This is a genomic window from Xylanibacter muris (genome assembly GCF_013166605.1).
In the GTDB taxonomy this organism is placed as follows: Bacteria; Bacteroidota; Bacteroidia; order Bacteroidales; family Bacteroidaceae; genus Prevotella; species Prevotella muris.
In genome coordinates this window covers 95,953-110,752 of the sequence record NZ_JABKKF010000005.1, presented here as the reverse complement: position 1 = coordinate 110,752, position 14,800 = coordinate 95,953, and the positions used below count along the sequence as shown (strand labels likewise).

Annotated in this window: 11 protein-coding genes; 10 read left to right on the top strand and 1 reads right to left on the bottom strand. The window is 47.4% G+C overall.

Annotated features, from left to right (window positions below; all coding sequences use genetic code 11):
- Positions 1–38: 38 nt before the first annotated feature.
- A complete protein-coding gene (locus HPS56_RS06810) occupies positions 39–1,004 on the bottom strand; it encodes a transposase (RefSeq protein WP_172275416.1) in 966 nt (321 codons plus the stop codon).
- Positions 1,005–1,216: 212 nt separating this feature from the next.
- Between HPS56_RS06810 and HPS56_RS06805 the strand changes: the two genes are divergently transcribed.
- The 10 genes from HPS56_RS06805 (at position 1,217) to HPS56_RS06760 (ending at position 14,776) form a co-directional block, all read left to right on the top strand.
- On the top strand, positions 1,217–1,843 hold the full coding sequence (locus tag HPS56_RS06805) for a hypothetical protein (RefSeq protein ID WP_172275415.1): 627 nt from the start codon (positions 1,217–1,219) through the stop codon (positions 1,841–1,843).
- A gap of 620 nt (positions 1,844–2,463) precedes the next feature.
- Positions 2,464–7,455 (top strand): helicase-like domain-containing protein, encoded by a 4,992-nt coding sequence (locus tag HPS56_RS06800; protein ID WP_172275414.1) that lies wholly within the window; start codon positions 2,464–2,466, stop codon positions 7,453–7,455.
- 493 nt (positions 7,456–7,948) lie between these two features.
- Complete coding sequence (locus tag HPS56_RS06795; protein WP_172275413.1) at positions 7,949–8,368, top strand: single-stranded DNA-binding protein; 420 nt, start codon at positions 7,949–7,951, stop codon at positions 8,366–8,368.
- Positions 8,369–8,616: 248 nt separating this feature from the next.
- Positions 8,617–9,372, top strand: coding sequence for a ParA family protein (locus tag HPS56_RS06790; protein WP_117703407.1), 756 nt, complete (start codon positions 8,617–8,619; stop codon positions 9,370–9,372).
- Positions 9,373–9,378: 6 nt separating this feature from the next.
- The gene (locus HPS56_RS06785; RefSeq protein ID WP_172275412.1) at positions 9,379–9,630 is read left to right on the top strand and encodes an RH3 domain-containing protein; all 252 of its coding nucleotides are present in this window, start codon (positions 9,379–9,381) and stop codon (positions 9,628–9,630) included.
- Between the two features lie 552 nt (positions 9,631–10,182).
- Entirely contained in the window at positions 10,183–11,922 is a 1,740-nt protein-coding gene (locus tag HPS56_RS06780) for a ParB/RepB/Spo0J family partition protein (RefSeq protein ID WP_172275411.1), read from the top strand.
- A 432-nt stretch (positions 11,923–12,354) separates the two neighbouring features.
- Positions 12,355–12,630, top strand: coding sequence for a hypothetical protein (locus tag HPS56_RS06775; protein ID WP_172275410.1), 276 nt, complete (start codon positions 12,355–12,357; stop codon positions 12,628–12,630).
- A gap of 6 nt (positions 12,631–12,636) precedes the next feature.
- Positions 12,637–12,909: a hypothetical protein gene (locus HPS56_RS06770; RefSeq protein ID WP_172275409.1), complete on the top strand. Its 273-nt coding sequence runs from the start codon at positions 12,637–12,639 to the stop codon at positions 12,907–12,909.
- A 34-nt stretch (positions 12,910–12,943) separates the two neighbouring features.
- On the top strand, positions 12,944–13,318 hold the full coding sequence (locus tag HPS56_RS06765) for a hypothetical protein (protein ID WP_172275408.1): 375 nt from the start codon (positions 12,944–12,946) through the stop codon (positions 13,316–13,318).
- 303 nt (positions 13,319–13,621) lie between these two features.
- Positions 13,622–14,776 carry a PDDEXK nuclease domain-containing protein gene (locus HPS56_RS06760; protein WP_172275407.1) on the top strand — a complete coding sequence of 385 codons (1,155 nt, stop codon included), beginning with the start codon at positions 13,622–13,624 and terminating at the stop codon, positions 14,774–14,776.
- The last annotated feature ends 24 nt before the right edge of the window (positions 14,777–14,800 follow it).

Here is a 14,800-nt window from a genome sequence, read left to right as displayed (position 1 = left end):
CAGCCCCTTGCCGCATGGCGTTCCCTCCGCAGGAGCTATTATGGTTTTTCGGATTTGAATCCATCGACATAGGGTTTCCCTTGCGTGACGACAGCAAAGGCTTGCCTTACAAGTTTGTTGGCGACCGCAATGACCGCCACCTTGCCGGGCTTGCCGTTGGACCTGAGACGGTCAAAACATGCCTTGCACTCGGTATTGCACCTGAGAGACGAGAACGCCGCCACATAAAGCTGGCTTCTCAAGGCTGAATCTCCGTTTCGGTTGATGTGACCTTTGACATTGACTGACGTACCGGATTGTTGGTAAGTAGGTGACAAGCCCAAGTATCGGGTGAGTTGTTTGGCATTATCAAAGTAAGTGAATCCGCCGGTGGCTACGATAAGTGCTGCTGCCAGCGTAATGCCGATGCCTTTGATAGAGGTGAGCAAGTCCATCTGTTTCTTGTATTCACCTTGTGCCAATGAAGCGAGTTCCTCTTCCATCCCTTTGATCTGCTTTTCAAGAAATACAATCGTCTTTTCGATGGTTTTCTTGCATTTGGGGTCAAAGAACGGAAGGACTTCCATCGAGCCTTTGAGGTTGCGTGTGGCTACAAGTTGTTTCTTAAGCTGGCGCAGCACCGTCCGTTTCTGCTTGAGAATGAGAATTGGTTCGCTTCGAAGTTTGTAAGGCGCAGGCTGCATCTTTTCCCCATAAAGGGCTATCAGGCGCGCATCAATCTCATCCGTTTTTATGACGGTGAGCATGACACGGGCGAAGTTCTTTATCTTCAGCGGATTTTCAAGGCTGACGGTAATGCCTGCCTCTGAAAGCAGATAAACAAGCAATGCGCTGTAATTGCCCGTTGCTTCCAGCACGCAATGATGTGTTGCCGGAGAAATGGTCTGGATAAACTCGTGAACTCCCTTTACGGTGTTCTTGAATGTTCTCGTCCTGCTTGTCTTGGCTGACGAATAAGCGACAACGAAAGTCGCCTTGCTGACATCGATTCCAACGTAAGTCATGGTCTGAATGATTTATTAAAACAACATCTGTACATCGTGAGCCATCATTGTGAATGCGGGGTCTAAAAGCCCATTGAACTATCCGGTTTCTGATGTATAAAGTGTGGGGGCTAAACATATCTCACGGTCTTTATGACCATGGAAACATCGGTCTTATTCCACACTCTGATGTTGAAACTTTATGCAAAAATATAACGATTAAATAATATACAATGGAAACAGTTACTATTCATCCGGCGGAAGCCTATCTCCGCAACGAACAAAATCCCACCTCCTTGTATGTACGGATTGGTGGACAACGTAGGCGTTTGTTTATCAACCGAGACGAAAATCTCATTGGCATTATTGCACCGAGAAAACGAAAAAGAGGTCATATTTTCACCGATTGGGCAAGCATTGAGAAAATATATTATCCGTCCCATGACCAGGAAGCAAATATGGATAGGAAACTGATTCTGAAGTACCAGAAACTTGCACGGCTTGCCACGCATACAAACGACTGGCTTCGCACAATCGCCGATGCGGATTTGGAAAAGTCCCTTTACGAGAACCACATCACTACCGGTACACGCATCGACGGCAAGTGTATCGGGCTTGCCACAATCGAAAAATATTGTGGAACGGCAGAAATGTACCTCTTCAGACAGGCAATGAAGAACAAAAAAAGTTTTTCCACATGCCGCTTTGACTTCTGTGGCTATGACGGTACGCTGTGGTGCGAGCCACGAGATAATGGCGACATGGCAGCAGGCTTCAGCAAGGAATATAGGAATTGCGGCAACGGTTATTACTACCTGCTTATCAATGACGAATATATGATCGGTTACGACATCGACTGACAATCATAGCATCGAAAGCAATCCGTGTCAGGCAAAGGCTTGATACGGATTGTCGCTGCGGTCTGCCGACAGTTTCCTTTTCTACGTGTTACTTTCTCCCTTTTATTGATAAAGTCTTTTTCCCTCTTATAGTCTGCCGTCCGGCATCGGGCGGCCAGTTTGCCTCAAGAGACTTTCCGCATTTTGTGTAACACGTTACATAAAGTGCGGAAAGCCACTTTTGCAAAAGGACGGACGCGGACAGACTTGAAGTTGCGGAGGACGATATGAATATTGCCCTCCGCAGTTCCAAGACAGTCCGCCGGGAAGTCCGTCCCGGCTGTCCGTTTCACTGTTTTACTTGTTCTCAATCCTTTTCTAACCATTTCCATTTACCGCTTTCCGCTGCCGTGCAACCTGCCGGGGATTGAATTTTTCCGCGAAGGTAATCTGCCCGTCCCAATCTTGCCAATGCCGGCGTTCCGCCGCGAGTGAACCGTAAAAATCTTCCTCTCCGCTGTCGAGCGTATTTTCACGGATCAGCCTTGTCCGATTGTTCCTGCCACCTTCTGAATGCAGAAAAAATCATCCCGACGGTCGCAAACAGGCCGAACAAAGGGAAATAAAAAACAAGGTTAAATATGAGTTACGACAAATTGAAATCACTGGTAGCCAACGTGGAAGCCATAGAAACCGCAATGAAAATCAAGGTACAGGGCAGAACGGCTACACAAGAGGAGAAAGCCGTATTATCCCGATATTCGGGTTTCGGTGGCATTAAGGAAGTGTTGAACATCGGCACAGACCGACCCATAGGCGGCAACATGGACGAACCCGTACGCAGGTTGCAGGAACTTATAGACGCATATCCCTATTTCACGGAACCGATGCGGCAAGCCGTTACCGAGAGTATCAAGGCGTCTGTCCTGACCGCTTTTTACACACCGAAAATCATTGTCGATGCGGTGGCAAGGCAGATACACGCCACGTTCCGACAAAACGGTCTGCAAATGCGCTCGTTTCTCGAACCGTCCGCAGGAATTGGCGGTTTCCTGCCCGTAGCCATGCCGGACACGTATGACTATGCCATTGAGAAAGACCATATTTCGGGGCTGATACTTTCGTTATTGCAAGATGATACGGTAACAAGTACGGGCGGATTTGAGACAATCGGAGAAATGGGTTTCGAGCATACGAAATTCGATGTCATTGCCTCCAATATCCCGTTCGGGAATTTCCGTGTATTCGATGCAGAGCTATGGAAAAAAGGCGGCGCATACGAACAGGCCACCAAAACCATACACAACTACTTTTTCGTCAAGGCTATGGAATTGCTCAACGAGGGCGGTCTGCTGGCTTTTATCACATCAAGGGGCATAGCGGACACGGCAGGCAACAAGTTCGTGCGCGAGTATCTTGTGAACAATGCCGACCTGATTAGCGCAATCCGTCTGCCCGACACACTTTTCATGCAGACAAGCGGCATCGAGGTAGGCAGCGACTTACTTGTATTCCAAAAGCATACGCACAAAGCGGCATTGTCGCTCCGTGAGCGGTCGTTTCTGCAGACCCACAAAGAAAAGGTTGAAGCCGCAGGAACAATGACGGAGAACACCAACAGGATTTTTACCATGCCCAAAACCGCATTGGCAACCGGAAGCCGCATTGTGATGAACCAGTACGGCAAGTATGCACGCAAATACCAGTGGCTCGGCGATGAAAATGCCATGTCGCAATACCTTTCCGCATTGCTCAAGCACGATTTTGACCGCTATTTCCGCAAAGGGCTTTTCATGGGTGACGGATGCGGCGAAGCTCCGGCGCAGATGTCGCTTTTCGGCAGTACAGCCATTGAAACAGCGAACAGAGGCAGACGTGCCTACACGGACGAGCAGGAAGCATGGATGAAAGAGGGCGCAATGGTGCTATTCGAGGGACAAGTAGGAATTATCCGTTTTCGTAAATCAAGTCATTATGAAGAAATGGCAGTCGATTTCGTGCCGGTGGACGAGGGCAAGGTGAATACGGACAGGGCAAACGACTATTTCCCTATCCGTAAGGCATACTTTGAACTGTCAGCCAAAGAACGGGAGGAACAAAAGGAGCAGCCGTATTTGCGTGAACGGTTGAACACGCTTTATGACGCTTTCGTAGCCAAGTGGGGCTGTTTCCATGTGAACGACAACAAGGAGTTTATCATGCTTGACAGCCTCGGCGTGGAGGTGTTCACGATTGAAATGCAGGTAGGCAAAGATATATTCAAAGCCGACATCATGCGTGAACCTGTTGCGTTCAAGAAGATAGACACCGACAAGAAACTGACCCCGACAGAAGCGTTGGCAAGCTGCCTGAACTTTTACGGATGTGTGGATATGGATTATCTGATGCAGACCACCGGAAAGGACGAGGAAGAGATTATCGGCGACCTCAAAGACGAGATTTTCTATAATCCCGTCCGTGACGCATGGGAACAAAAAGGCTGTTTCCTTGCAGGCAATGTCATCGACAAGTGCAAAGAGGTTGTTTCCTGTCTGCCCGACCTCTCGGACAAAAGAAAGGAGTGGACGGAAGCCGCCATAAAAGCGTTGGAGTCCGCCGTACCCGAACCGATACCGTTTGAAGAACTCGATATCAATATGGGCGAACGCTGGATCGACACGGCTTTATATGCCGAGTTTGCAGCAGAACTTTTCGGAACGGAAACCAGTGTGATGTATTTCGATGTGAACGACACCTATCTGGTGCGTCTGCAAGGGTATTCCCCTGTAGCCTACAACACCTATTCCGTGCGAAACTACAACGGCGAGGAGTTGTTCGTACACGCATTGCAAGATACCGTACCCGAAATAACGAAAGAGATAGAGCGCAACGGTGAAAAGGTGCGTGTGCCGGACGAGGAAGCCATACAGGAAGCAGCGGCCAAGATACAGGAGATAAGAACCCGTTTCAATGAATGGCTCGACAACCAGTCGGCAGAAGTGCGCAACGAGCTTGCAAGGGTGTATAACGAACGCTTCAATTGCTATGTGCGTCCGTCTTATGACGGTTCGGCACAGACTTTCCCCGGACTTTCTTTCGAGCAGTTCCCATACGACAGCCTCTATCCCTCGCAAAAGGATGCGATTTGGATGATTAAGCAGCTCGGCGGCGGCATCTGCTGGCACGAGGTAGGCACGGGCAAGACGATGATTATGTGTGTCGCAGCCTACGAAATGAAACGTCTCGGATTGGCGCAGAAGCCCATGATTATAGGCTTGAAAGCCAACGTTCACGAGATTGCCGACACGTTCCGCAAGGCTTATCCCTCGGCAAAGATACTCTATCCCGGCAAGGAGGATTTCACCCCTGCCAACCGCAAAGAGGTGTTTTCCAAGATCAAAAATAATAATTGGGATTGTATTATCCTGACACACGACCAGTTTGCCAAGATACCGCAGTCGGAGGAAACGATGATAGAGATATTCACGGAAGAACTGAACGACGTAGAGCGCAATCTGGAAGTGCTGGAGCAGTCCACCATGCGCTACCGTAGCGGCAGGATGCAAGAGGGGCTGGAAAAGCGCAAACAGAACCTTTCGGCCAAACTTCAGGAGCTTCGGATGAAAATCAATGAAAGGAAAGATGAAACGGTGGATTTTCACTCGATGGGCATAGACCACATATTTGTCGATGAGTGCCACATTTTCAAGAACTTAATATTTCAGACGCGACACACAAGGGTTGCAGGTATCGGCAACACACGAGGCTCGCAAAGGGCGATGAACCTCTTGTTTGCCATTCGTGACATTCAGCACCGGACAGGGCGTGACCTTGGCGCAACGTTCCTTTCGGGTACGGTGGTAGTAAATGCTTTGACCGAACTTTATGTGATGTTCAAATATTTACGCCCACACGAACTGCAGCGTCAGCAGATTTCGTGCTTTGATGCGTGGGCGGCGATATTCACGCAAAAGACCGCTGACTATGAGCTGAACGTGACAGGTGCAATCAAGCGCAAAGAGCGTTTCCGTACCTACATCAAAGTGCCGGAACTGGCAATGTTCCTGCGTGAAATTACCGATTATCGCACTGCCGACATGATAAACCTCGATGTACCGGAGAAAAATGTGCGTTTCCTCTCTCATGCGCCGACTATCCAGCAGGAGGAAATGATCGGGCGGTTGGTGTCGTTCGCCCAAAGTGGCGAATGGGAGGATTTGGGACTTGACATACCCGAACCTGACAACCTCGACAAGGCAAAGATGCTGATTGCAACCAATGTAGCCCGAAAAATGGCTCACGACATGCGTTTGTTGGGCGACAAGTTCAGTGACGATGCCGGCAACAAGGCTTCTATCTGCGCAAGGACAATCTATGATTATTATATGCGCTCGAACGCCAACCGGGGTACGCAGTTCGTTTTCAGCGACCTTGGCACGTACAAGCCGAACGAGTGGAACATCTACAGCGACATCAAGGAGAAACTGGTACGGTTGGGTATTCCGGCGGACGAAATACAGTTTATCCAATGCGCCACGACCGAACGGGCAAGAAAACGGCTGTTCGAGGATATGAACAACGGCAAGGTACGTGTGCTTTTCGGCAGCACGACCATGTTGGGTACAGGCGTGAACGCACAACAGCGAGCCGTAGCGGTACATCATTTGGAGATACCCTGGCGTCCGGCCGACATGGAGCAACGCAACGGCAGGGCGGTACGCAAGGGCAACACCGTGAAGCTGTGGGGCGGTAACGTGGTCGATATTGTCATATACGGCACGGAAAAGACGCTTGACGCTTACAAATTCAATCTGCTTAGAAACAAACAGATGTTCATATCCCAAATCAACAACGGCACAATCGCTGTGCGCCGCATCGACGAGGGCGGCATGGACGAGGACAACGGCATGAACTTCGCCGAGTTCGTGGCTATTCTTTCCGGCAATACCGACCTGCTGAACAAGGCAAGGCTTGATAACAAGATTATGCAGCTTGAAAAGGAACAGGCCATTTTCAAGAAAGAACGCATCCGTGCCGAGCGAAAGATTGCAGCCTCTCGTGAAGATATTGAAAAAGCGAAGCGCACAAAGGATTGTTTCATAAAGGATTTGGAATACATCACCTCTTACGAGGGCACAAAGGCAACGATGCTTCTGAACCTGCCACAAGCGACTGCAGAGGAAATCGGACGCGAACTGCACCGCATATCCAAGACCTACCGCAGCGGAGCATACGCCACTATCGGCACGTATGCAGGACTTGACTTGTTGGTGCGCAGCGAGTACAGCATCACGGGGGTATTCGAGCGTAACATGTTCTTTGTCGCAGGATTAAGCGGACTGAAATACCCATGCGGACTAAGCGGTGCATTGCCCCTCGGCTTCGTGGATGCGTCATGTTATCCGCAAGGCGCACTAAGCAAATTGCCCTCACTTATCGAGAAGCAGCAGAAAGCGGTGGAACGGGCTGAAAACGAAATCCCCGTATTACAGGATATCGTTTGTCGCAAGTGGAGCAAGGCCGATGAACTGGCAAAGCTCAAACTGGAGTGTAAGGAGTTGCAGCGTAAGATTGACGAAAGCCTCAAAGAAGCGGAACGCTCGCACTCTCTACCTGAAACAACGTCTGCCGGGTACGAACCCAAAGCTGCCTAATTCATTTCATATTTAACCTTTCCCTCTGTTCGGTAGTGATTGCCGGACAGGGGGATTTTTCGTTCCGGTCTGCCGACGGCCATATCCATTTATAAGCTGGACATTCATATCGTCTGGTGTACGCGGTGCGACTATGCCCTTATAGTATTCTTTTTTCCCTTTTATACAATTTTCCGGTTCATCCCCTTATAGCTTCTCCATGACCGCTTTCCCGACTTCGCTCCCTGTCGTACCGGTTTGGTTTTATCAGATGCAAAGGTCGGCTGTCGCGCTTGATCCGGCGGCTTGAAGTGTATTTCCTGCAAATTCTTCCTTTCGATGAAAGCGTAATTGGCAGGAAAAGCCTGACGGATGAAGCTGTACCGACTGCCGTGTACCGCATCCATAAAATCCCAAAGCGGTTCCGCCAGAAAGGAATCGAGCAAAGGGAAAATAAAAACAGATATTCAAGGTAACGGTAGGACTAACCACCTGCCACAAACAAATTTCTATTATGTTATACGTTCATACTATCGGTCGCATCGGCAAAGATTGCCAAGTTATCACTGGAACACACGGCACGTTCATCGCTTTTGATATTGCCGTTGATGATTATTCACACGGGAATAACGTCACTACATGGGTAAGGGTAAGAAGCAAAAAAGAGAACCATATCCGACTGTCGGAATATCTTACCAAAGGACGGCTGGTACTCATTGAGGGAACGCTGTCGGCTTCCTTGTGGAAGGACAGGAACGAGGACTACCAAATCCAGTTCTCCATTGCGGCGGATGCGTTGGAGTTCATCAATACCGGTAAACGGGACAGCCAAAGCAATAACCCCGATGCGGATAATCCGGTAAGTGACGCGGAGGATGTTCCTATGCCGCCTGCCGATATGCCGCAGGATGATACGGACGATTTGCCGTTCTGATATTGTCCCGTATATTACAGATAATAAGGAGATACTAAGTGTAGTATATACTATATGTAGTAAATTAGGAAACCTATCGTTTACTCATCATAGTATATGCTGCATTTAGCCACGTATCATTTTAGTATTGTAGCAAATACTTGCATACTACATTACTAAAATACTATCCATAGTAAAATAGTATATACTAATCGTAGTATTTACGAATAATAGTATTATCTTTGTACCATAAATTAAAGAGTGAGACAATGACAAAAATAATTGCAATCCTTAACCATAAGGGCGGTGTCGGGAAGACGACCACCACCATCAACCTGGCTGCCGCCTTGCAGCAGAAGAAAAAGCGCGTGCTGGCTATCGACATGGACGGTCAGGCAAACCTCACGGAATCTTTCGGCCTCTCTATCGAGGAGGAAAAGACCGTTTACGGGGCGATGAAAGGCGAATATCCTCTGCCGCTGGTCAAAGCGGAAAACGGCATTTCTATTGTTCCGGCCTGCCTCGACCTCTCGGCGGCGGAATCCGAACTTATCAATGAACCCGGACGGGAACTGATTCTGAAAGGACTGATTGCCCGGCTGCTCGACACGCAGAAATTCGACTATATCCTTATCGACTGTCCTCCCTCTTTGGGACTGCTTACGCTGAACGCCCTTACCGCAGCCGATTATCTGATTATTCCCGTTCAGGCACAGTTTCTCGCCATGCGAGGCATGGCAAAGATTACGAACGTGATCGAGATTGTCAGGGAACGGCTGAATCCGAATCTGAATATCGGCGGCATCGTCATCACCCAATTTGACAAACGCAAGACGCTGAACAAAAACGTGTCGGAAATCATCAACGATTCATTCTGCGACAAAGTGTTCAAGACTGTCATAAGGGACAACGTGGCACTGGCCGAAGCCCCGATAAAGGGAAAGAACATCTTTGAATATAACAAGAACAGTAACGGAGCCAAAGACTATATGTCACTGGCGCAAGAGGTACTGAAATTAAAGTAAACGGATATGGCTAAAAAAGATTTGACAGGAGATATGAAAAGCGGGCTGGACGGTCTGTTGTCACCCACCAAGAAAACTGCCGGTGAGAAACGGCAGGAAGCACCCGCTACCAAAAAAGAACCGGCAGTGCATTGCAATTTTGTCATAGACAAGAGTATTCATACCCGAATGAAATACCTTGCCATAGACAAAAACATGTCTCTCAGAGATATTGTGAACGAAGCAATGAAAGAGTATCTGGAGAAGCATGGGAAATGACCCGGTGCGATTGCTGCGTCCCCTGTTCGGTTGGATGCGGCAATTCTATGCCGAAACCTTTTATATATTTGCATAGCTTCCCACCGCTCTTAATCTCAAATCCGGAGGCTTCCTCTTTTCTACATCCATAGAACACACCTGTATTCTGTCCGTCCGGTGTAATATTCCGGACGGAACTTCATTTATAGATCATCTGCCAAACCGGTAGATGATTTTTCTTTTTTACCACGCCACTTGTAACCGCAGGCTGTATTCCTCTTCTATTCATCTTTCTTATCGCTTATCCGGCTTCGTTCCCTGCCATCGCCGGTTGGTTTTATCAGACGCAAAGGTAGGCTGCCGCGCTTGATTCCGTCACTTTGAAGTGCATTTCCTGTAAAATTCTTCCTTTCCGCGAAAGAGTAATTTTCCGGAAAAAGCGTCGGAAACAGCTTGTCCGGCAGCCCTGTACCGCATCTGTAAATCCCAAACGGTTCAGGCAGGAAAAAGAACCGAAAAAAGGGAAAATAAAAACAAAATCAATAAATATAAACAATTAAAATTAAACGCATTATGGAAACAGCAATCAATCAAACAGCAGTGAAGAACATCGTATCGGTAGCATTGGCAGACATTCAGCCGAGCAACTACAACCCTCGCAAGAACTTTGACGAAAAGAGCCTTGCGGAATTGGCAGACAGCATTCGTCAGCAGGGAGTGCTACAGGCTATCGGGGTACGTCCCATTGCGGAAAACCGCTTCGAGATTGTTTTCGGGGAGCGGAGATACAGGGCTTCGCAAATCGCAGGTTTGGAAGAAATACCTGCTGTCATCTTGGATATTTCGGACGAGACAGCCGAGGAAATGGCAGTGACCGAAAATCTGCAACGCAAAGATGTGACACCCATTGAGGAAGCCAACGTATACCAAAAGCTCATCGAGAGCGGTCGCCATGATGTGCAGTCCTTGGCGGTGCAGTTCGGCAAGAACGAGAGCTATATCCGCACACGGCTCAAATTCGTTTCTCTGATACCCGAAATTGCCCGACTGTTGGAGCAGGACGAACTGACTATCAGCGTAGCAACCGAAATCTGCCGTTATGGGGAAGATATACAGCACGACATCTACGAGAAGCATCTGAAAGAGGGTTTGCTGTATAACAGTTGGCGAGGGATGAAAGCCTCCGAGGTGGCAAAAAACATCGAACGAAGCTACACAACCGACCTCAAGCGGTATTTTTTCGACAAGACGGTATGCCTTTCGTGTCCTCACAACACCAATAACATGATGTTGTTCTGTGAAGAGGGCAGTTGCGGAAATTGCGCCAACCGAAAATGCCTTGAGGAAATGAACGCATCGTACCTTGCGGAAAAAGCCGTACAGCTCATGGAACAGCGACCCCTTGCTTTACTTTGTCGGGATTTTTACGGTTGCAATGAAAAAGTGGTCGAACAACTCGTGGCATCGGGCTTTGAGGTCGAGAAACTTTCGGTGCGTCCTGCCGATTATCCCGAAGAACCCGAAGCTCCCGACATGGAGGATTACGAGAACGCCGAGGAATATGCGGAAGCATACAAGGAGTACGAAACAGAGCTGTCGGAGTACAAGGAGGAATGCGAGGACGTGAACCGCAGGAGCGAAGCCGGAGAAATCACGCTATATGTGAAGATTGGGCACAATGACATATCATTATGTTATGTGGAAAATGCCGAAATACAGGCAGTGGCAGGGGAAGCCAAAGATGCAGTCGTTTCCCCGATTGAAAAATTGGAGAAACGGGACAAGCGCAACAAGGAGATTGCGCAAGAAAAGACCGTAGAAGACACCAAAAAGCAGATTTTGGAGGTCGATATGACGGAAACCAAGTTTGGCGCAGACGAGGACAGGATGATTTATTTCTTCATGCTTCCATTTCTTCGCAGGGAACATTTCGAGGCTATGGGTATAGAGGCAAAAGATACCTATTACTACCTTAATGACGAGGACAAGATGAACATCATCGCCAATCTTACCGCCAAGCAGAAAGCTATTATCCGCAGGGATTTCTTGATTTCCAACTTCAAGAACGCATCGGGCAGCAATGCCACTGCATCCCTCTTGCTCGATTTTGCCAAGAAACACATGCCCGACCAGTTGGCAGACATCCAAAACGGACACAATGAGGTTTACGAGAAGCGACACCTACGTATCGAAGAAAAGATTGCCGTTCTTTCGGTACAGGAAAAGGCAAAGCAGGAAGCAAACGCCACCAAAGACGGACAACCCGAAACGGAAGTGCAGATCGAGCAGCAAACCGAGGAAATTGCAGCTTGACAGCCTCTCGGCTAATGAATTGAGGACGGAGAAATCCGCCCTCTTTTTTTGTGCAAAGCAAGGCATTTGTGAGTGGCAGCCCACATCCTTTTATACCTATCAAGTTCTTATTTATTCCGGCTCGTGCATAACGAGCCGACACCCTTTTCTATCTCTGTTACTATCCCCTTTATAGCGTTTCCCAGGATTCAGACAGCCCGTGTCGTCTCCGGTCTGTTTTTAGGATGCAAAGGTGGACTGCCGCGCCTGATTCCGACGCTTTGAAGTGCATTTCTCGAAAAATTCTTCCTTTCTGCGTAAGCGTAATTTTCCGGAAAAAGCGTCGGAAAGGGCTTCTTCGTCAGTCTCTTGAACGCATCGTAAAACCCGAACGGCTCCGACAAAGGGATGCCGAACAAAGGGAAGAAAAACAAATCATTAAAATTCAAGACAATGGACAACATCAAAGGAAGCAAGGAGTACAAACTCGCCAAAGAGTGGGAACTGGCGGTAAACAGTTTCAGCTTCAACCCCAAACGGTTTGCTGCCGCTATCCCCGATATGCACCCCACACTGCAGCAGAGCCTTTACCGGCTTATCAAGGAGTGTATCGTGGTCATGGCAGACGAGACACGGCGATATGACGACCGTAACCGTGCATCGCACGAGGAAGCGAAACACATCATGGAATACCTCAATGAGAACGGACGGAATATCCCTTTAAGATAACAGCGTATGAAAACACAGAAAGTACAATTTAACGGCATCACATATACCTGCCGTGTGGTGGAATCCAACGAGGGCGAAAAATTGCTTATCGGTTCGACCGTCCTGCTCGATGCCCTTCATCCGGGTAGCTTCGAGGACGAAAACGAAGGTTTTGCCAGCAAGGAAGCCGAACAGCTTTACGATGAGATTTTTTTCTTCACGGACAAAAACACCCTCAATTTGCCGGACGAGGAACTGATTGCCGAACTGAAGCAAGACAATCCCGAATGGTTCGACTAAATAAATCAATAATAATCATCTAAAATTAAAAGTTATGGACAAAGAGTATGTAATGCAAATCGCACAGACCATCAAAATGCAGTTAGTTTCAATGACACCTATGCCCGTTTTCATGTCGTGGGGTGTTACGGAGTTTGTTGCCACCGTATTCAAAGACCTGCCGGCATTGCGGCTTGAAGTGAACGGACGGCTTCATACCGGATATGTCATTATCGCACTCAACGGTTCCGATTATTACGAAGTGTATCTACTGAAAGGCGCAAGCTCGGAGTGTGTCAATGAGGAAGTCTGCTTCGACGAGTTGGGCGATGTTATCGACCGTGCCATCGAAAGCGGTACGGATAAAGAAGAATACGACAATTTCTGTCATCAACAGCTTGCCGTATTGGTAAGTGGCAAACGAGCCTAAGCAAACAGATGAACAAATGAACACTGCCCGCATCTTCATGTGGACAGTGTTTTCATGTACGCATGGATATGTCCAAGCTGCAATATCCTTTTATATCACTATGGTTCAGCACCAATCTACTACAAATGCTTCGTTCTATTTTGAAATACGGTTATTCTGAAACCAACATCATATCAGCATTTATAAAAATAGAGCACACATCAATACGATCCGAAGAAACTTAATAATACGGCATCAATTCCGTAGCGAAGTACAGATCTGTTTCATGCTTTTTTTAGTACCTTTGCATTCAAAAATAAGTAAATGGAAGAAAAGCCGATAATAATAAGTAGCCACGATATAAGTTGTGATGCCGAATATGCAGTTTGGGTAGAAGACTTAAAGCAGTCATACCGTATTGCACAGACCAATGCTGTATTAAAAACCAATATTGAAAAGTTGAAATGGTATTGGAATATGGGAGGCGAGCTTGTGACGCGCAAAGCCGAAGAGCGTTGGGGAAGCGGTGTCGTTGAACAAGTTAGCCTTGACTTGCAGGCAGAATTCCCTGACAGTAAGGGATTAAGTGCGGACAATCTATGGGCTATGAAACGGTGGTATTCTTTTTATGCAGAGAAATGTCAGGATGAAAAACTTGTACGCAGCGTACAAGAAATGTATAATTTTGATTTTCACCCAAATACAGCATCGACATTACCTTTTCCTGAACTGTTCGGATTGATACCTTGGGGGCATCATTTGGATATTGTCAGACTTACGAACACATTACCGGAAGCCGTGTTCTATATCAAAAAGACTATTCAAGACGGTTGGAAACGTGTCGTACTTCAGCGTTATTTGAAAGCAGGCTTGTATGATAAGCAAGGTGGTGCAATCAGCAACTTTGAGGAGCAATTACCTATGGCGCAGGCTGAACTTGCACAAGAAATAACAAAAGAGAATTACGACTTTGGTTTTGTAGAATTACCGCCGGACTATACGGAACTAAATCTTGAAATGGCTTTGGAACAGCATATTTCTCGTTTTCTGTTGGAGCTCGGCAGTGGATTCGCATTCATTGGACGACAGAAAGAAATCATCATAGATGGGGTAAGTCGAAGAATTGATATGTTATTCTATCATGTACGCTTACACTGCTATGTTGTCGTAGAGTTGAAAGCAGTAAGGTTTGAACCCGAATTTGCCGGAAAACTGAATTTCTATGTCAATGCAGTAAATGATATTTTGTGCGGAGAACATGATAATCCTACGATAGGCATTCTTATTTGTAGCGACATGAAACAGACCGAAGTGCGATATAGTTTCAAAGGATTATCAACCCCCATTGGCGTAGCTACATATAATAATGTGCAGATTGCAAATATAGAACGTGAACTGCCGAGTGTAGAACAGCTACAGCAAAAAATCAAACAGTTGGAAACCCAGTTGAACATCCAGAAACAGAAGGAAGGCAAATAAGATTTATTCAGAAAAGGATTGAAT